The organism is Thiovibrio frasassiensis (assembly GCF_029607905.1).
Lineage (GTDB): Bacteria > Desulfobacterota > Desulfobulbia > Desulfobulbales > Desulfurivibrionaceae > Thiovibrio > Thiovibrio frasassiensis.
Genome location: NZ_JAPHEH010000001.1, coordinates 886,060 through 905,139, shown reverse-complemented (window position 1 = coordinate 905,139; position 19,080 = coordinate 886,060). Strand labels below are relative to the sequence as shown.

Below are 19,080 nucleotides of genomic sequence, written 5' to 3'. Positions count from 1 at the left end.
TATCCTGACGGTTTGAAGACATCACAATTTTCGTCTTTCTTGCCTGTAGATATTCACAAGCCTCGAAGAGCTGAGCTCGGGGTTAACCATTTGATTTTTTTGAGAATAAGAGGTCGAGAATTTGCGGTCGTTGTCTAATTTCCGTGATTTTTGACTTTTAGTGGAAAATTTAATATGATTGTCTTGTGGGGGAATTTCGCTGGAATCCGTGCGGGACAAAAGACTGCGGAGTATTTATTGAATTTTTCGCGAAGAATCGCTGAAGCGGAGTGGAATCATGAAGCGCAAAACTAACTACTCGGAAATATTACGAGAAAAACTTTTTTTGATGGTGCAACAGGGTACTCAAAAAGAAAAAATTAAAACTATCATGAAGGTGTTTGGATGCAAAAAGTCATGGGCGTATAAACTAAGCAAGCGAATGACCGGCAATGACATAACGGCTTTCGACCGCATCCTTTATTACCAGCCGCAGTGTTCACGAGAAGATTTATTATCTCTGGTAGCTATTTGGCATTCTAGCTGGGGTAATGAAACAACAACAATTGCTGGAGTCAAAGAGGTGTTGGGTCGATCGATTTCTGCGGAAGATCTGAGGTTGATGTTGTCTCTGGCCACTCTTAATGGGCACGTGGTTTTTTCCGCCGATTACCTCCGTTCCAGGTACCCTCCAGCGCTTGACAGAAATCAATATGCATCAATTCGGCTCCAGCCTCTAACGAAGACCAAAGTCCTCTTGCGCATTAACCAATCATTTGAATTAAGCGACCTGAGCGGATCTCAATTAATTCAAGAATACGCGAACAAATCAGGAAGAAATACGAGAAAGGTATACAAAGAGATTGCACGGCGTCTTGAGAATTCCAGTGAATATCGGAAAGGTGATCCGAAGTATGGTGGGGTTCAAGCAAAGCGAGTAGATCAACAAATATTTATGCGCGTCGCATTGGGTATAGCGAAACAGCGCGTGCGTCGGCTCCAAAATGACGCACATCGTGTAGGCATGACAGTTTATGTCGAAACACATGAAGGGTCTGATACAACAACTTTTGACGGCGTAAGTGTGGAATTTCTTCCCGCAAACCTCGTCGATGCCATACCAACGCAGCTTGGGTCATTATAATTCCCTGTTCTTATGATCGTTCTTTCATCACTTCGCCAAAAGGCCGCGTTTTCCAATACAGATCACGGTCTATCTCGGCCCATCCTTTCACTTTAATACTCTTCAGCTCTTCTAACGAAAAATATCCCCATTCCGCACAATCCAAGTCACCGTTCAAAATCACGTACCCAAAAAACTTATCTTCACCGTCATACTCCGCTGCGTACCAGTCACACGCGCCGATAAAAAAGTGCATGTGAATGATCTTTTCATCGATCGCTATACTCTCGGTTTCGTAAATCCTCGGCAGCGCCACTAAGTCTTTCTCCGTCGGTTCGTTCCACATCTGCAAATTCTCCTTTTTATTTGATGATTATGCATATATTTTAAACTGAATGATGGTTATTGCAATACATCAAGTTAAGTTGCAGTAAACTTTCATTGTACATGCAGTAAAATACTAATTAAATTGTAGTTAAGTGTAGGTTGTATTGAATTTAACTACGGCGAAGGAGGGTGATGAAAAACGAAACACATGTAACGGTTCGATTGCCACGGATCGAGCTAGTCGACGCACTGACAGCATACAAAAAGCACTACGTCGATGACGCTGTCGCTCAACTGCAACCGAACCCATCAAACACGGCATTGGCTATTTTGGGACTACAGATCTTGGCTGGAAAAATAAAACTAAAGGAGAGTGATAAATGAAGAAGAAATTTTTGACACTGGCAGCAATTGCGTTGGTCGGCACCATGTCTACCGCTTGCATGTCGTCCATGAGCATGGGCAACAACGACGCCAAAACGATGGCAACCGGCGCGGCTGGAGGTGCAAACTCCCAAAACGCAAATAGCGCCTTGGAAACATGCACTGAAACCATCGGCACCGTAGCAATCGCAGACTACGCGGCCTCTTCAGCCGGTGACAATAGCTACATCATAACATCAGGCCCGCATGTCCAAAATTCAGCCGCCATCGTTAAGCTGATAGCTCAGCAGAGCGGGTGCTTTATTGTGGTTGATCGAGGACACGCAATGAATATTGCCGCTGGAGACCGTGCTCTACGTGATTCCGGCGAGCTCCGGTCAAATTCGAAATACCATAAAGGACAAGTTGTAGCGGCAGACCTTACGTTGACACCGACATTGACCTATGACAACAACCATGCTGGAGGCATCGGCGGCGTCGTTGGCGGCCTCTTCGGTTCCATCGGCAGTGTTGTCGGCGCTGGAATGCAGTCGAAGACCGCCTCCGCGCTGCTGACATTGACGGATAACCGTACTTCCGTTCAGGTCGCGGTAGCGGAAGGTAGCGCCAAGAATTTTGACTTCGGCGGGTTTGGTGGAATGTTCGGCAGCAAGTTAGGCGGCTCGCTCGGAGCCTACGCTAATACCAGCGAAGGTAAAGTGATCGTGGCAGCTTATATGGATGCCTTCAATAATGTAGTCAAGGCAGCCAAGTCTTATAAGGCACAGACACAACGCGGCGGTCTCGGCACCGGCAGTGCCCTAAAAGTCAATTAAAGTCCTTGATTGACACCGCAATTGGAAGGCCCGATCAGCATCGTCTGACGGGCCTTTTTTCTTTCCCTGGAGGTACCATACCAACTGCACATGTGCAGTTGGATACGCCTCTGACCCCTGGTAATGGCTCGCAACTGCACATGTGCAGTTCGCAGGGAGGCTTTATCTACCATCACTTTTATGCTGTACAGCCCCATCGAAAAAGATTAGGCTTTGGACACCGTTTGTACACAGATTAGTACACAATCGGTCGAAATTGTACGGCATCGAATTTTGAGAAGTGCGTAATTACAACGATATGGCGAGCAGTGAGTGGTAAGGGTTCGATTCCCTGCATCGCCACCATTTAATATCATAACTCGTTGAAACTATTGCGAGTTGTAGCATATAAAAGCTCTCCTTCGACCCGGTGGTATAACTGGGATATCGGATGGGGGCTTTTTTTTATATGGTGTACATGCACGAGCATCGCGCGCATCGTGCAGGGACAAGGAGGGGAAGGTGTTCAAAAAAGCTTTTTTGTGGGTCCTCATTGTCGCTACGGTGCTTTTGCTGCTCGGGTATTATTTCGGCGCAGCAGGGGTGCATTATTCAATCACCGTCAATGGCGAAAAGATGCATGGCTTTCCGGGGGTGGCTTTAGTCACGGGAGGGTTGCTGGCCGCTGGGCTTGCGGTGACGGGGGCGTTGGCATTGGCGGCGTTGGTTTTTGCCGGGGCCTCCATGCTCTTGCTGGGGGCGTTCGCGATTTTCTTCGTGGGGTTGCTCTGTGTGTTGTCCCCTGTTTGGGCGCCTGTTGCCGGGGTTGCTGTTGTCATCGCCTTGCTTGTCAGAAAACGGAGCAATAAAAAAAGCCATGATGCGGATCCCCCGAGTTATTGAGCGGGCTTTCTTTCTCTTTGGCCAATAAAAAAGCGCTCCCAAGGGAGCGCTTTTTTTGTATCTTCTGGTCCGAGCGTGGAGTTATTCGTCATCCTCCAGGTCTTCTTCTTCAAGCTCTTCATCCTCAAGAGCCTCGTCATCGGTTTCCTCATCCTCGGTTGCAGGATCATCTTCGGCCAGGTCATCGTCTGCGGAGGTGTCTCCATCCTCTTCGGGGACGGCGGCAAGTTCGTCCTCTTCCTCCCCTGTGGGCTTGCGGATTTTTGTTGGGGGCAGGATGATAGCGGTAATTTTATCAATATCTTGTCGCACCAGCGGATCTGCAAGACAAAAGGCACACTCGGCAATGTGCTTTTCCATGAAGGAAGCCATGCGCGCAGGCGCCATGGACTCTTCCTGGACTTGGGCATACCATGATTTGACAAGCCTCTGTAAGCGCTCGCATTCCATCGCTATTACTCCTTATGTCTGATTCAAAACAAAAATCGACGCATCCTCACCAACAAGGCAAGCCCTATGCTTACCGAACGTGAGTCGTGCCATATGTACCGTATTTCTTTTCTGCTGCCCAGACTCTTCTTGCAAAAAAAAGAAAAATGTTGTTTCCCCGCGGACAACATTATATCTTGGCTCAGCGGATGGAAGTGGAAAGGGCTCTGGTGGCTCTCCCGGACTTCAAATCCGGTGCACCGGGTTAACAGCCTGGTGGGTGGGTTCGATTCCCATGCACTTCCGCCAGAAGATAATGCAAAGTGAAAAGTGGAGAATGAAAAGTTAAAGGAATATTACCTCTGCTTTTCGTCTTGCTGTTCACTTTTCATTTTTCACTCTCCATTCTTCACTTTCAATAGCGGAAAGCCCATCTTCTCGCGCTGGGCCACGAACTGTTCCGCTACCTTTCTCGCGATATTCCTGATCCTGCCGATGTATCTGGTCCGCTCTGCAACGCTGATGGCCTTTCTTGCGTCCAGCAGGTTGAAGGTGTGCGAGCATTTGAGGCAGTAATCGTAGGCGGGCAGGATCAACTCCGCACCGAGCAGCCGGTGGGCTTCCGATTCAAAGGTGTCGAAGAAGGAGAGCAGGGCCGTGACATTGGCCTGCTCGAAGTTGAAGGTGGAGAATTCCACCTCGGCCCGGTGAAAGATGTCCCCGTAGGAGATCTCGGAGTTCCAGGCGATATCGTAGACGCTGTCCACCCCTTGCAGATACATGGCGATCCGTTCCAACCCGTAGGTCACCTCCACCGTGATCGGATGCAGCTCCAGGCTGCCCGCGTGTTGGAAGTAGGTGAATTGGGTGATCTCCATGCCGTCCAGCCATACCTCCCAGCCTAAGCCCGAGGCGCCGAGGGTTGGAGACTCCCAGTCATCCTCGACAAAGCGGATATCGTGCTCCAGCGGGTCCAGGCCGAAACGGGTCAGGCTCTCGATATAGAGATCCTGAATATTGGCGGGAGAGGGCTTGAGCATCGCCTGAAACTGGTAGTAATGCTGAAGCCGGTTCGGGTTTTCGCCATAGCGGCCATCGGTTGGCCGCCGGGAAGGCTGTACGTAAGCAACCTTCCAAGGCTCGGGACCCAAGGCCCGTAACAGGGTGGCGGGATGGAAGGTGCCGGCCCCCACCTCCATGTCATAGGGCTGCTGTAACGCACACCCCTGTTCGGCCCAAAATTTGCTGAGTTCGAGGATGATATCCTGAAAGTACATGTGGTTTCCTTGGGTCGCCTTGGGAACAGGCGATTATTTTCGCTCGTGCTGAGCCTGTCGAAGCACAAAAAAATGTGGAAGAATCTCAGGCCCTCATCCTTTAATACATAGCAAGCAAGCCTGGCAAGATTTTTTTATGAACCACGGGCGAGATAGCGCTGGATAAGGGCAGATGCGTGGCGGAGAGTGAATATTTTTTTTGATTGCCATTGATCTTCAGTCGGTTTTTTGATGTCATGCCCGAATGCGTTCGTCGGGCATCCATCTCTCTGGATTCCCGCCTGCGCGGGAATGACGTATTGAATCGCCGGGTCGATAAGAGGTTTCCATAGTAATATCAATAGATGTTCGTGTAAGCCGACAGGTGGGCGATGATTCCTGACCAGGAATAAGCTTTTTTGTGAAGTGCTATTCATATTGTGTGCATTTTTATTTTGACAACCGTGTCAACCTGCGGTAACAGAATATAATTCCTAATTTTTAGGGGGAGTTGTCAGTAATTACGCAGATCTTAATCTTGCTTCTCGCCCTTGAGGGGGGAGCAGGGAGCGAATGGTGGCATGTGGACGTCGCATGCCACCGAGAGGGAGGGGGTGGAGCAATCACCCCGAATTACCAAATATTTTCTTAAGGAGAAAATGAGATGGTGAAGAAAATTTCTACATTGGCACTGGTTGGCCTTCTGGCTCTTCCGGCCATGGCTTCCGCAGGTGCGGGCGGCGCAGCCGCCACCGCGGACGTGCAGGCGCAGGTTGATGCCCTGACCAAGCAGCTCAACGCCCTGAAGGCTCAGATGGCGGACATCAAGACCACTCAGGACCAGAAGTTTGAGTCTTTTGATGAGAAGGCAGAAAAGTGGGACCTGGCCTCTCGTATTCAGTTGAGCGGCGATTTCCGTTCTCGGGGCGATTACTACACCCGTGATCGGAGAGTCTCTAATGTTGCCATGTTCACTGCCCCTGGCGCTCCCATCGCTTACACCGAGGTTACGGACACGAACAATTCCATGATGACCAACCGCTTCCGTCTGGATATGCGCGCCAAGGCTCTGGAGAATGTCGAGTTCAAGGGGCGTCTGGCCATGTACAAGGCTTGGGGAATGCAGTCAACTCCCGATAGCGATGGCAATGCGCCAATCGGCGCTTTCCCTGCCTTTGACGGCAATGCAACCCGGACCCCCGGCGACAGCGCCTTGCAGGTTGATCGCGCCTTTGTCAACTGGAACAACATCGGCGATTCGCCGGTTTGGTTTTCCGTTGGCCGTAGGCCCACCACCGATGGCCCGGCTGCCCAGCTGCGCATGGGGCAGGACGAGCGGATGGCCACCCCCACCGCCTTTATGGATTGGCCATTTGATGGTATTTCCGCCGGCTATGCTTACAACAACCTTTTCGGCATGCAGGATGCCCCGGGTCGGGTCCGTATTTGTTACGGCCGCGGCTTTGAGGCCGGCCTGAACCAAGACCAGTCGGCAACGGCTAGTGGTGGGATCAACGACACCGACTTTATCGGCGTGAGCTGGGATGTCTACAAGAAGGGCAACCGTTTTGCCTATCTCCAGTCCTTTGCAGCCATGGATGTGTTCAGTTACCCGGATTTTTCAGATTCATTGACGGCAATGGGTATGGAAGCGATGATGGGGGCCCGGTATAACATGGGTAATATTTATCATACCTCCGGCGTGTACCAGGATAAGTATGAGAATCTGAACTACTTCTTGACAGCTGCCTGGAGTCGGACCGATCCCAATACCAATGGTATGCTGAACGATTGGACCTCTGGCGCAGCGAATACAGACAAAGAGAATGGCTATTCCGTGCATCTCGGTGTGCGTTATGATATTCCTGACTCTCTCTTCAAGATTGGTGCCGAGTACAACCACGGATCCAAGTACTGGATTGCCATGACCCCCGGTCATGATGATGTGTACGCCTCCAAGCTTGCTACCCGCGGTAATGTCTATGAGCTCTACACCATCTATGACATCCCCGGTGGCGAGGCTGTGTCCAAGTTTGGCAAGGCCTTCATCCGCTTGGGCTACCAGCATTATGATTATGACTTCACCGGTTCCATGGATTGGACCACTATGCCGTACGATGTGAATGACGATGCCGAAGCTTGGAAAGCAAACTTCGCTGGTCAGGACATCATCGACAGTGCAGATCAGGTATACCTGACCTTTGAGGCACAGTTCTAATCCAGTTGTTCTGTAGTACCTGTTGTTCTCGTAATATTGAAGAGGGAAGGGCGCAAGCCCTTCCCTCTTTTTGTTTGTAATTGTAAGAGGTAATTAGAGGTAATCATAGACGTCCCTTTTTTCTCTTCTTTTTTTCTCGGAGTTTATTGTGCAGCACTCTTTTTTCCCAAACATGCCAACGGTATCGGCCGTCACCTTTTCGAGGCAGGGCGGGGCGAGTGCCCCCCCATATTGTTCGCTTAATGTTGGATTCCATGTTGGTGATGATGCGGCAGGGGTTCTGCGGAACAGAGCCGTTATCAAGGAAAAACTCGGGTTGGGCTGGCTTGTTTCGGCAAAGCAGGTGCACGGGAATAAAGTTCTGGTTGTGGACTGGCTGCCGCAAGAGGATGTGGAGCATGCAGGGTATGACGCCCTCATGACCAATATTCCCGAGGTCGGTTTGATGATCCAGCAGGCCGATTGTCAGGCGGTGATGTTGTACGATCCTCAACATGGTGCGGTGGCCAATATCCATTCCGGCTGGCGGGGCAGTGTGGCCAATATCATCGCCAAAACCTTGGTTGCCATGACCGCGGCATACGGGACGAACCCTACGGCGATTCTTGCTGGGATCAGTCCGTCCTTGGGGCCATGCTGTGGGGAGTTCAGCCAATATCACACAGAACTTCCTCTCGCGTTTCACGCCTATCAGGTCCGGCCGAATTATTTTAATTTTTGGGGTATCAGCCGGGACCAACTCCGCGACAGCGGTGTGCCTACGGAACAGATCGAGATTGCCGCAACCTGTACGGTTTGCGATGAAAATTATTTTTCCTATCGCCGTGAGGGGGTTACCGGGCGGTTTGCCTCGGTGATAGGGATAAAGACGACTGAGTCAGGGGCTGAGAGATGAAAATGAGGCATGGAACACTGATCCATGGGTAATTCTCGCGGGATAGCCATGGAAACCCTCCTGACTTGGGAGAAAGCGCAGGCCCCGCTGGATCAGGTCTTGGAAACCACCATCTCCGGGCTTTCTATGGACGATCCGCGCGATAAGCAGCTTGTCATGGCCTTGGTCTATGGGGTCGTCCGCTGGCAAGGGTATTTGGATGGAATTATTCAGCAATTTTCCAGCCATCCCCTGACGAAAATGAAACCCCTTACTCTTGTGGCGTTACGGGTAGGGTTGTATCAGCTCATTTTTTTGGATCGGATGCCGGAATCGGCCGCTATCAATGAAACGGTCCAGGCCTTGAAATCGGCCCGGCAGCCGAAATGGCTCACCGGCTTTGTCAATGGGATGCTCCGCGCCATGGCCCGGCAGCGAGCGACCTTGCCTGCGGCTGATGAGGGGGCAGCGGTTTTGAGCCATCCGGCTTGGCTGGTTCAGCGTTGGTACGATTTGTTCGGCCCGGAGCGCACGCGTCGGATCTGCTGGATAAACAATACCCTGCCGCCTTTGGTGGTGCGGGTGAACACCCTGCGCATCTCGACCGACGATTTTATAATCTTGTTGCAAGAAAATGGGATTGGATGCGAGCGTGGTCTTTTCGCCCAGGATGGTGTGCGGATCAATGATTTTCAGGGGCCTGTCACAGCCTTGCCCGGCTATGGGGAGGGCTTTTTTGTGGTTCAGGATGAGGCGGCCCAACTTGTCAGCCAATTACTCGCGCCCTTTGTCAGCGGAAGATATCTCGACGGGTGTGCCGGGCTTGGCGGCAAGACCTTGCATCTGGCCCAGCTGTTGCCGGAAGGCGGCAGGGTGGTGGCGGTCGAGCCCAGCCGGAAACGCCAGGCCATGCTTAAAGACAATCTGCGGCGCCTTGGCGGCCCGGAGATTGAAATCCATGGCGAGACCCTCCAGGTTTTTGGTGCGCAGCGCCATGCTGGCTTTGCGGGCGTTCTCGTTGATGCGCCCTGTTCCGGACTGGGCGTAATCCGTCGACAGCCGGATATCCGCTGGCAGAGATCGCTTGCATCATTGCAAGGTTACCAGGAGAGGCAGCGGGAGTTGTTGGCTGCCGCTGCCGGGTTGGTGGAGAAGAGAGGCGTGCTCGTCTATGCGACCTGCAGCATTGATCCAATGGAAAATGATGAGGTGCTCGCTGCATTTATTAAGGAACATTCTGAATTTGTCATTACCCCGGCGCAAGAATATCTTCCCGAAGCAGCCAGGAGCTTGTGTGATGGGCAGGGATTTTTTAAAAGCACGCCCGAGCAGGGGCTGGATGGTTTTTTTGCGGCGCGCATGGTGAAAAATGGCTAGGGGTCATTGTGCATGAAAGTTCTCAAGAGCGAGGAACGATGAGCATAATAAGCTTTATTGTACTCAAAAAGTAGCAATTTCGTTCTGAACTGCTTATTGGTATGCCATGGAACCAAAATACATCAGCATCCGCGGCGCCCGGATGCACAATCTGAAGAATATCAGTGTTGATCTGCCCCGCAACCGGCTGGTGGTTTTTACCGGGTTGAGCGGTTCGGGAAAATCATCGCTGGCCTTTGACACCCTCTATGCCGAGGGACAGCGCCGCTATGTGGAATCGTTGTCCACTTATGCCCGTCAGTTTTTGGGGCAGATGGAAAAGCCGGAGGTGGATTCGCTGGAGGGGCTGAGCCCTGCGGTCTCCATCGAGCAGCGGACCACCAGTCGGAATCCGCGTTCCACGGTGGGGACCATCACCGAGATCTACGATCACCTGCGCCTGCTCTTTGCCAGGGTGGGCAAGCCCCATTGCCCGGAGTGTGGCGAGGAGATCCGGTCCCAGTCCGTGCAGGACATGGTGGCAAGTCTGCTTGCCCTTGAGGAGGGAACCAAGATCGTTCTCCTGGCCCCGCTGCTGGATGGGAAAAAGGGCGAGCATCAGGCGGTGTTGCAGAAACTCCGTCGCGAGGGTTTTGTCCGGGCGCGGATTGATGGCGAGGTGCGCGATCTTGGTGAGGAGATTGTTCTTGAAAAGAACAAGCGCCACACCATCCAGGCAGTGGTGGATCGCCTGGTGATCAAGCCTTCGGTGGCCAGGCGGTTGTCCGATTCCGTTGCCACCACCGTGCAGCTGGGCTCAGGTTTTTTGTTGGTGCAAAAGCCGGAAACCGGGGAAGAGATTCTCTACAGCGAGCATGCCGCCTGCGTCCGCTGCGGCAAGAGCCTGCCCGAGCTGACCACCCAGCTTTTTTCCTTCAACAACCCCAAGGGAGCCTGCCAGGAATGCGGCGGGTTGGGGGTGAAACAGTTTTTCGATCCTGATCTGGTGGTGCCCAATCCGCACCTCAGCCTCAACCAAGGCGCCATTCTTCCCTGGCAGTCCAACTCGCCATCCACCTATACCCCGGAACTCATGGCCGCACTTGCCAGGCAATACGGTTTTTCGTTGGATACCCCCTTTGCTGATCTGCCCGAGCGGGCCAGGGAGGTTATTCTGTACGGGAGCGGCTTCGAGGATGTTATCTTCGATTATGTGCGTTTTCGTAGAATCCATACCCATCGGAAGCCCTTTGCGGGGATTCTCCCCCAGTTGGGCCGGCGGTATCTTGAGACCGGTTCGGGCTCGGTACGGGAAGATCTGGAACAGTATATGAACGAGCAGGAGTGCCCTGCCTGTCATGGGGCGAGGCTCAGGCCCGAGGCCTTGGCCGTTCGAATCGGGAAGTGGAATATCCATGATTTGACCAGCCAGAGTATCGGAGGGCTCCTGGAAACCTTGCCAGCCTTAGCCTGGACGGAGCAGGAGATGGTCATTGCCGAGCGGATCCTGAAAGAGATTATTGACCGGCTCTCCTTTTTGCATGACGTGGGATTGGGCTACATCTCCCTTGCCCGCAAGGCGGGAACCCTCTCCGGCGGCGAGGCCCAGCGAATCCGCTTGGCCTCCCAGATCGGCTCGCGGCTGGCCGGGGTCTTGTATATTCTCGATGAGCCCAGCATCGGCTTGCACCAGCGGGACAATCAGCGGCTGATCAACACCCTGACCCGGCTGCGGGATCTGGGCAATACCGTCCTGGTGGTGGAGCACGACGAGGACACCATTCGGGCGGCGGATCATGTGTTGGACATGGGTCCGGGCGCTGGGGTGCATGGAGGCGAGGTGGTCTACAACGGCGAGGTTGCGGGTTTGTTGCGCAACAAAGCATCCATTACCGGCGGGTATCTCTCTGGCCGCTTGTCTATTCCGATCCCAAAGAAGCGACGACGACCCGCCTCAAAAAAGGGGTGGATCACCATCCGGCGGGCTACGGCCAATAACCTGCAAAATATCGATGTCCGTATTCCTCTTGGCTTGATGACCTGCGTCACCGGTGTTTCCGGCTCAGGCAAAAGCTCGCTGGTGATCGAGACCTTGTTTAAGGGGGCGGTCAATTCTTTGGCCCACGGAAAGGGGCAATCAGGCAAAGCCGGCACCTTTGAGGGGCTTGAGCAGATCGACAAGGTGATCGATATCGATCAGAGCCCCATTGGCCGCACACCCCGCTCCAATCCCGCCACCTATACCGGGGTGCTTACCCCGGTGCGTGAACTGCTGGCCCGGTTGCCCGAGGCGCGGGCCAGGGGGTATCAGCCGGGGCGCTTCAGCTTCAACCTGAAAGGGGGGCGGTGCGAGGCCTGTGAAGGTGAGGGGGTGATCAAGATCGCCATGCATTTTCTTCCGGACATCTATGTGACCTGCGAGGCTTGCGGCGGGAAACGGTACAACCAAGACACCTTGGATATTGCCTATCGGGGCAAAAATATCGCCGAGATCCTGGCCATGAATGTGGAGGAGGCCCTGGCCTTCTTCGCCAAGGTCCCACAGATCAAGGGGAAGCTGCAAACCTTGCTTGAGGTGGGGCTGTCGTATCTTGCCCTGGGCCAGTCCTCCGTAACCCTGTCCGGCGGCGAGGCGCAGCGGATAAAGCTTGCCAAAGAGTTGAGCAAAAGAAGCACCGGCAAAACCCTGTACATCATGGATGAGCCGACAACCGGCCTCCATCCTGCCGATATCCAGCATCTCCTTCATGTGCTGAACCGGTTGGTGGAGAGCGGCAATACCGTGGTCATTATCGAACATAATCTCGATGTGATCAAAACCGGTGATCATCTCATCGATCTCGGCCCGGAGGGTGGGGATCAGGGCGGTGCCATTGTCGCACAGGGAACCCCCGAAGAGGTCGCCCGGGTGAAGGAATCGTACACCGGGCAATTTCTCAAGAAAATTCTGGCATGACGCGGGTAGGCGTGTAACGAGAATCATGAATAAAGCTCTCGGAGGCAATTCCGGCGGGAATCGCCGGAAATTTCAAAAGACCCGTTGAATTTTCACCATATTTCATTATAAAGAATGGAGTGTGGTATTTGAAGCAGCGTAATCGTGGCGGTTGCCATACAGAAACTCAGACAAGGAAAAAGCGAATCATGGCAGAAGAAAAGAATGAGGACGCTCAGGCGCCGCAACCACCTATTTTCCGTTTGCAGAAGATGTACCTTAAGGATCTGTCGTTTGAAAATCCCGAGGCTCCGGATATCTTTCTTGCCAAAGGCGAACCCAAGGTGGATGTGAACCTGGGCTTGAAGCACCGGAAGCTGGAGACGGAAGACCATTATGAGGTTACCCTGGCCATTACCGCCAAGGTGACCAACAGCCAGACCGAGAAAACGCTGTTTATCATCGAAGTCGAGCATGCCGGGGTGTTCTTGCTGAAAAACATTCCGGAGGAGCATCTGCAGCCGGTATTGTCGGTGGAATGTGCGGCCCTGCTTTTCCCCTTTACCCGGCAGATAATCAGTCAGGTTTCCGTGGATGGTGGGTTTATCCCCTTCCTCATGGAGCCGATTAATTTTCATGCCCTGTATGAGAATTCAAAGAAGCAGAAGGCGGGACAGGAGCAAGCGCAATAGGATTGATTGTCACATTGTGGAGTATAAAAAAAGCCCGGCGGTTGCCGGGCTTTTTTTATTGCATAAGAAACAAAGGTCTTAAAGAATTGTGGGCTGCAGCATGATAACCAGTTCGCTTTTCTTGGTGGACTTGGCAGAGTGGGAGAAGAGATTGCCGATGAGGGGGAGATCGCCGAGGAAAGGGACCTTGCTGCTGCCGAGGGTCCCTTCCGCATTGTCAATAAGACCGCCCACTACTACCACTTGCCCGCTCTTGATTCGGACGGTGGTGTTCATCTCCCGCAACTTAATCCTGGGAACACCGATAACACCTCCCCAGCCGTTGATATAGGTAACTTCATTGTTCTCAAGCTTTGAGGTGACCGGGGTCAGGGTGAGAATGATCTCATCGTTGTCCATGATGGTGCCGATCACCGACATGCCGATGCCGGACATGAGGGTTGCCGTCGTGACGGTATAAGTCACAGAACCGGTAGTGCCATCAACCCTGGATTCCACCTTGTCGATATATTTGACACTGTCCCCAGCAGTGATGAGGCCTGGTTGGCCGTTCATGACGCTGAGTTTTGGATTCGCCAGGACGGTGGTATGCCCTTGGGTGTCGAGAAAGTTCAGAGCAAGGGAAAAGGGGTTGGTAACAGAAACCTTGCTCACGACCCGGTTACCGCCATTGTTTGTGCCGGCTTCATAGATAACGCCATTGGAGCCAAAAAGTTGAAAATCGATGGATTTATCGGTCAGAAAATTGGTCCAGTCGATGCCACGGCTTTCTGTGTCATCAATAGAAACCTCCACGATTTTTGCCTCGATGGAGATTTGCCGATAGAGTTCTGTTTTAAAGTTTTCAAGATAGACGGCAATCTTCTCTACGAGAGGCCTCGGGGCGGTAACGGTGATCAAGCCGATTGGCTTGTCAATACTGTAATACCCCTTTCCTGCCTGGACATTGCGTTTGGTCGTCGTACTGCTGGCGGGCGGAGGCTGGGCTGCTGCAACAACAGCTGCAGCTCCTGTTGCCGTGGTAGTTGTAGCAGGGGCTGGGGTAGTGACGGTTTCCTCCCAAATGCCAAGTATTTGATCGAGATTGGTACTGATATTCCCCCAAACATCAAAATCGTTCTTTTCGCTGGTAAGCTGGATATTCCCCTTAAGGCCACTTTTTTCTGCGCCGCCTCCCAGCACATCTCCGCCGACTCCGGTGTTATAGGTGGATTTCAAAAAGGGCATGGCCACATGGAACTTCCTGGTTTCGCGGTATTTGACCACGATGGTATTGCCCTGCACCTCGTGGAAATAATCCTTTTGTCTGAGAATATTTTCCAGGGATTTGAAAAAATCATCCTCTGCGCGGATATCCACATCCACCATGGCCATCTGGTCCACATCGCTTGCCCAGCTGATATTCATCTCCTTTAAGACGGCCAGTTTCTTCATGATGTCGCGCAGCGCCACGGGCCCAGTATTGGAAGAAATATCTGCGCCAACCGGGATTGTAAGTCCTTCTGATTTCCCCGCCCCAATATTTTTGGCAGAACTCTCTCCCAGCATATACGCCGGGTTTTGGTAGCGGACCGGCAACTGGCCGGCTTCCAAAGTCTTAGTCTGTTTTGCCGCAAGAGGATCTTGCGTTGCCTCGGTTTTGGCAGCAGGTGCGCAGGCAGTAATGAGTAGCAGACAGATTGCTGTCCAGACTAAGAGGGTAACAACGCTTTGAGTTTTCTTTTTCATGATGGCAGTCTTTATACTTTTTTGAGGTGAAAGAAAATTTGTTGAAATCGCAAAAAAGCCGCGCTTACAACAGTGGTCTCTTTGTAACTTTTTAAATTATGTTACGGACCTGTGTCATCGTTCCCTTTTTTACGAGCCCAGCAAATCTCAGGTAAAAACCGAAAACGCCTCAACCTGTATATTAATTTGCAGCAGCAATTCTGCCTCTGATGAATTGCTGCAAATCTTCCGGGATCGTGTATCCGGAAAGCAGAACGGTATTGTATGCCTCGACTGCCTGGGCGGACAGGCCAAGTTTGTCAAGGATGCGGGCTTTGGCCACCAGGGTGTCGAGGGTATCCCCGAACAGGGTTTCATGTCTGGTAAGCAGTGCCAAGGCGCCATTATAGCTCTGATATTCTTCGGCAAAGGAAGCATAGCTGATCAGTGCCTCGCTCGCAGGCGCATCCCCGCTGATGGCCAGATCAAAGTATGCTTTGGCAGCCTCAGTATTTTTCATGTTCGCCGAACCAATGGCGGCCTGCAGTGCTGCCTCTGCGTTGCGCGGCTCAAGGGTCAGGGTTGCTTTGGCATAGTGTACGGCCTTGGCATTCATCCCAAGCCGGGTAAGACAGAGAGAGGCAATACGGCTTGTAAGCATTGCATTTTCTGGCCAGTTCTTAAATGCTGCTTCGTACAGAGATAAGGCTTTTTCATATTGGTTGCTTTTTTCCGCCGCAGTTGCCAGCTGAATCAGGTTTTTTGCTTCAACAACGCCTGTGGGCGTCTCAATGCGTTGTTTTACGGAAATGGATTCAACCGTTACGCCCCCTTTGACGGCCAGTGCATCCGTTGCGCCTTTGGGCCAGTTGAATTGTTTGGATTTTGGCGAAATGACGATGGTGTTGAACCGCTCCTCTTTCTGCAAATCCTTGAGGTTGAGAATAATGTCCAGGGCAAAATCCCAGGGAATATCGGTAAGTGCCAGGGTCAGGGTGCCATTGACTCCTTCATCCACAACAATATTCTTCCCGCTAATTTCCCCAAATAGTCTGAAGACGTTGTGGAGATCAATTTTAAAGAAATCGACGGTGATTTTTTGGGTTTCATATCCTGCAAAACCAAGGCTGTCTGCCTGGGTCTTTTCAGGAGATTTTTTAGCAGGAGGAGCCGGGACAACGGCCTTTTTGGGAGTGGTTTTTGCCTTTGGTTTAAGGCTGGCAATCTTCGGGATAATAAGCTCTGCCGGAGGAGCTGTTGTGACCAGAGCGGTTTCCTGAATTTCTGTGTGTACGGCAGGAGCAGCCACCGGCGGCGCTGGATTTTTGGGCGCTGTTGCGACCATTGGCTGTTCCTGCATTTCTTTGTTAACCGTGGCAACAGGGGGCGCGGGAGTTTTCGGTTCTTCTCGAGGGGGAAGGTTGGCAACGACTGGAGCGGCAATGGTTGACGACTCAGCTATTTTGATCAGTAAGCCATCGGGTCTGTTTTCCACCTCATAGGGGAAGAGCTCGTTAAGTCCGGAATCAAAAACAATGCGTACCGCAGATTTGTGCTGGGCCGCACGAATTTTTGCCAAAGCCGTTCCAACCGTGTGCTGCAACATCTTGCCTGGCAGGGCGACATTGGCAATGTCGATATACATTCTGGCCGGGCGACCACCGCCTTTAACGAGATGGGCTTTTTTGTAATCTTTGACCGGGCCGTCTGTTTTAATAAAAACGAGGGTCTCGGCGGGGTTGGTGGTGTCAATCTCAATGTCCTGGAGCAATGATGCAGGATGAGGCGACGGAATAGCAGTGGTTGCAGGGGGTTGCTTTGCCTCAGTTTCGGCTACCGCCTGCGTGAGTTGTGCTGGAAGGGGCATTGTCTTTGCAAAACTGACAACAATATTGTTTCCCTTTCTTTCAATGGTATAGGCAGGGTCATCGGCAAGGTAAATCTCCAAACGGGCGATGGCGGGGTCCTGATCGGTCAAGGCGATGCTTTTAATGCTCTGTACCGGCCCCAGTGGCAGATTTGCCGGAATAGACGCGGAGTCAACGATTTTGGCATCAGCAATGTCCAGCACAATCCGAAGGGGATCGAAGAGTTCGTACATTGTATAGGTGGGCGGAGTGTGCCCTTGCACAATGAGCTGCATGCCATCGGCAGTCTGCTCAAGAGAGATACTTGAAATTGTATATGCTGTTTTTGCTTGGGGAGCTGCTTTTTGAGCAAAAGCGATCCCGGATAAAAGGAAACAGAATATTATCAGCCCGGCAGGGATACATTTCAGGCGGGTAAGGGGTGTCATTATTTATCTCCCTCTTTGCTTAAGGTCATTTCAATTTTTCGGGTTATGCTGTCATCACCGGTTACATTTTTTAGAGATTGCTCGATGATAACTTTGTCTTGGGCTATTTGTACAACCTTTCCCGTTTCTCCAATTTTTGTCCCCTTGCGGAGGACATAGCCAACGCCGGATGAATCCTGGACCATGGCTATTAAACCGCGTTTTCCTGAAACGATGGCAACCAACGTCAACTGGCCTGGTTCAAATTTTTGTGTTCCCGTAAGTTCGGCTTGGGCCTTCATTATTTCCTTGCTGAGAAACGGGAAAAAGGGATCAGGTCTTTCGCGGTTATAGACAAAAGGTGGCGGTTGCCCGGTTGCAAGCGCTGTTTCCAAAGATTGAGCCGAATTTTCGGAGGTGGAGCTTGGCGTGGCAGGCTCGGTTTGGGCAGAGGCAATATTCCCTGCGCCTATGAAGCACAAACAAACTGCATAGGTTAATGCGAGGAAAATATTTTTTGAAGGGACGCTATTTGTCATAGTGAGTGGTTCTCGTCAAATGCACCGGTTATCTCTGTAATCGTTTAACCACATATTGTGGATATGTTATTTTTTCCCTGGAGTATTTTTTCCCGTGTTGGCTTCAATTTCAGCGGGATCCAGAAAACGGTAGGTGACAAGTTGAAATGTTGACTTTAGGGACATTTCTGCACCCATTTGTTTGGGGGAATCCATTTGAATGTTGTTCACGGCGACAACCCGGGGAAGCTTGCTGATTCTATCAAGAAAAACCCCTACATTATGATATGGCCCCTGTACTGCTATATCTACAGGGATTTCAGCGTAAAATTGTTGCGGCTTTTCGGGTAGCGGCTTAAACGAAAGAACATCCAACCCAGAGGAGGTGGCCTGGCCGGAAATGGTTGTCAGGAGGGAAGGGATTTCTTTTTGGTCGGGTAATAGGAGTGATGCCTCTGCAAACTGCCGCTGCACTTCTGCCATTTCCGCCTTGTGTTTGTTCAGGTCACTTGCAATTTTTTCTACGCGTTGGATTTCCGATTCGATCCCGGACTTCTTTGCTTCAAGGGTGGTTATTTCAGTGCTTTTCGGTGAATATGCAAGAAAAAAGAAAGCTATGCACGGCAAAACGCAAGTTGCGCCCGCGATCAGCATCTTTTGTTTCATGTCAAGCCGGCTTACCTTGCTGTCAAGAAAGCTCTCAAAGCCTGCCTGTATTTGTTTCATGTCAAGCGCCATGGCTTCTCCCGCCCAAGGTGTTAACTGCTCGGTGTGATGACATTAATCGTGAGAGAAAATGATTTCAGCTTCTGCTTGGCAACATCCGTCTGGGCAGAGCTGGTCAATTCTGTTTTTTCAAAATATTCGGAAGCTTCCAACTGTTGCATGTACTGGGCAATGGTTTCATTGTCCAGGGCGATGCCTTGCAGCTGCAAGCGCCCGGTCGACTGTTGCAGGGAGCTGAGCCACATCCGGCTTGTCGGGGTGCGAGAGGCCACCTCATCGAGGACGCGGACGGTAACCTTGGCGCCAGCCTGAAGTGTTTTGATGGAGTCCAGCTTCTGCTCTACAAGCTGCTTTTCTTTTTTCAGGGTCTCGATTTCTTTCAGGATGGGCGCGAAGGCCTGTTTTTTTTGCTCAAGCGTAACAATCTCATCCTGCAGGGTGTTTATCTTCCCGGCCAAGGCGAACCAGCCGCCGGCAAGGAAGAACAAGACCAGAGCAAGGGCAGCGCAAAACCCAAGCAGCTCCGTCTTCAGTCGTTGTCTTTTCTTGAGCTGCCTGATCGGCAGGAGATTTATGCGGATCAT

Annotated in this window: 17 protein-coding genes and 1 tRNA gene; 10 read left to right on the top strand and 8 right to left on the bottom strand. The window is 51.8% G+C overall.

The window, feature by feature from the left end:
* Nucleotides 1-277: 277 nt before the first annotated feature.
* A complete protein-coding gene (locus tag OLX77_RS04240) occupies nucleotides 278-1,123 on the top strand; it encodes a hypothetical protein (protein WP_307632345.1) in 846 nt (281 codons plus the stop codon).
* A 10-nt stretch (nucleotides 1,124-1,133) separates the two neighbouring features.
* Here OLX77_RS04240 and OLX77_RS04235 read toward each other — a convergent pair whose 3' ends face one another.
* A complete protein-coding gene (locus OLX77_RS04235) occupies nucleotides 1,134-1,448 on the bottom strand; it encodes a DUF2958 domain-containing protein (protein ID WP_307632344.1) in 315 nt (104 codons plus the stop codon).
* Nucleotides 1,449-1,621: 173 nt separating this feature from the next.
* Here OLX77_RS04235 and OLX77_RS04230 point away from each other — a divergent pair, with 173 nt between their 5' ends.
* The 3 genes from OLX77_RS04230 to OLX77_RS04220 all read left to right on the top strand — a co-directional run bounded on the left by OLX77_RS04230 (nucleotide 1,622) and on the right by OLX77_RS04220 (nucleotide 3,510).
* On the top strand, nucleotides 1,622-1,813 hold the full coding sequence (locus OLX77_RS04230; RefSeq protein ID WP_307632343.1) for a hypothetical protein: 192 nt from the start codon (nucleotides 1,622-1,624) through the stop codon (nucleotides 1,811-1,813).
* Nucleotides 1,810-2,628 (top strand): hypothetical protein, encoded by an 819-nt coding sequence (locus OLX77_RS04225; protein ID WP_307632342.1) that lies wholly within the window; start codon nucleotides 1,810-1,812, stop codon nucleotides 2,626-2,628. Before OLX77_RS04230 ends, OLX77_RS04225 begins: the two co-directional genes overlap by 4 nt.
* A gap of 501 nt (nucleotides 2,629-3,129) precedes the next feature.
* Nucleotides 3,130-3,510 carry a hypothetical protein gene (locus OLX77_RS04220; protein WP_307632341.1) on the top strand — a complete coding sequence of 127 codons (381 nt, stop codon included), beginning with the start codon at nucleotides 3,130-3,132 and terminating at the stop codon, nucleotides 3,508-3,510.
* 81 nt (nucleotides 3,511-3,591) lie between these two features.
* Here the strand turns inward: OLX77_RS04220 and OLX77_RS04215 are convergent, their stop codons facing one another.
* The gene (locus OLX77_RS04215) at nucleotides 3,592-3,960 is read right to left on the bottom strand and encodes a hypothetical protein (protein WP_307632340.1); all 369 of its coding nucleotides are present in this window, start codon (nucleotides 3,958-3,960) and stop codon (nucleotides 3,592-3,594) included.
* 190 nt (nucleotides 3,961-4,150) lie between these two features.
* On the opposite strand from OLX77_RS04215, the gene OLX77_RS04210 reads away from it, so the two are divergent.
* Nucleotides 4,151-4,248 (top strand) — tRNA-Sec (locus OLX77_RS04210).
* A gap of 86 nt (nucleotides 4,249-4,334) precedes the next feature.
* Here OLX77_RS04210 and glyQ read toward each other — a convergent pair.
* The gene (gene glyQ, locus OLX77_RS04205; protein ID WP_307632339.1) at nucleotides 4,335-5,216 is read right to left on the bottom strand and encodes a glycine--tRNA ligase subunit alpha; all 882 of its coding nucleotides are present in this window, start codon (nucleotides 5,214-5,216) and stop codon (nucleotides 4,335-4,337) included.
* A gap of 643 nt (nucleotides 5,217-5,859) precedes the next feature.
* Between glyQ and OLX77_RS04200 the strand changes: the two genes are divergently transcribed.
* The 5 genes from OLX77_RS04200 to secB all read left to right on the top strand — a co-directional run bounded on the left by OLX77_RS04200 (nucleotide 5,860) and on the right by secB (nucleotide 13,270).
* Nucleotides 5,860-7,413, top strand: coding sequence for a DUF3373 family protein (locus OLX77_RS04200; protein ID WP_307632338.1), 1,554 nt, complete (start codon nucleotides 5,860-5,862; stop codon nucleotides 7,411-7,413).
* Between the two features lie 172 nt (nucleotides 7,414-7,585).
* Nucleotides 7,586-8,308 (top strand): peptidoglycan editing factor PgeF, encoded by a 723-nt coding sequence (gene pgeF, locus OLX77_RS04195; protein WP_307634061.1) that lies wholly within the window; start codon nucleotides 7,586-7,588, stop codon nucleotides 8,306-8,308.
* A gap of 24 nt (nucleotides 8,309-8,332) precedes the next feature.
* A complete protein-coding gene (gene rsmB, locus OLX77_RS04190) occupies nucleotides 8,333-9,664 on the top strand; it encodes a 16S rRNA (cytosine(967)-C(5))-methyltransferase RsmB (RefSeq protein WP_307632337.1) in 1,332 nt (443 codons plus the stop codon).
* Nucleotides 9,665-9,770: 106 nt separating this feature from the next.
* Nucleotides 9,771-12,599, top strand: coding sequence for an excinuclease ABC subunit UvrA (gene uvrA, locus OLX77_RS04185; protein WP_307632336.1), 2,829 nt, complete (start codon nucleotides 9,771-9,773; stop codon nucleotides 12,597-12,599).
* A gap of 188 nt (nucleotides 12,600-12,787) precedes the next feature.
* Complete coding sequence (secB, locus tag OLX77_RS04180) at nucleotides 12,788-13,270, top strand: protein-export chaperone SecB (RefSeq protein WP_307632335.1); 483 nt, start codon at nucleotides 12,788-12,790, stop codon at nucleotides 13,268-13,270.
* A 78-nt stretch (nucleotides 13,271-13,348) separates the two neighbouring features.
* Here secB and OLX77_RS04175 read toward each other — a convergent pair whose 3' ends face one another.
* The 5 genes from OLX77_RS04175 to OLX77_RS04155 all read right to left on the bottom strand — a co-directional run bounded on the left by OLX77_RS04175 (nucleotide 13,349) and on the right by OLX77_RS04155 (nucleotide 19,080).
* Nucleotides 13,349-14,998, bottom strand: coding sequence for a secretin GspD/PilQ domain-containing protein (locus OLX77_RS04175; protein WP_307632334.1), 1,650 nt, complete (start codon nucleotides 14,996-14,998; stop codon nucleotides 13,349-13,351).
* A 181-nt stretch (nucleotides 14,999-15,179) separates the two neighbouring features.
* Nucleotides 15,180-17,273 carry an AMIN domain-containing protein gene (locus tag OLX77_RS04170; protein WP_307632333.1) on the bottom strand — a complete coding sequence of 698 codons (2,094 nt, stop codon included), beginning with the start codon at nucleotides 17,271-17,273 and terminating at the stop codon, nucleotides 15,180-15,182.
* The gene (locus OLX77_RS04165) at nucleotides 17,273-17,791 is read right to left on the bottom strand and encodes a hypothetical protein (protein ID WP_307632332.1); all 519 of its coding nucleotides are present in this window, start codon (nucleotides 17,789-17,791) and stop codon (nucleotides 17,273-17,275) included. The genes OLX77_RS04170 and OLX77_RS04165 overlap by 1 nt, the downstream gene beginning before the upstream one ends.
* Before the next feature lie 66 nt (nucleotides 17,792-17,857).
* Nucleotides 17,858-18,508: a type IV pilus inner membrane component PilO gene (locus OLX77_RS04160; protein WP_307632331.1), complete on the bottom strand. Its 651-nt coding sequence runs from the start codon at nucleotides 18,506-18,508 to the stop codon at nucleotides 17,858-17,860.
* Nucleotides 18,509-18,528: 20 nt separating this feature from the next.
* Nucleotides 18,529-19,080 carry a PilN domain-containing protein gene (locus tag OLX77_RS04155; protein WP_307632330.1) on the bottom strand — a complete coding sequence of 184 codons (552 nt, stop codon included), beginning with the start codon at nucleotides 19,078-19,080 and terminating at the stop codon, nucleotides 18,529-18,531.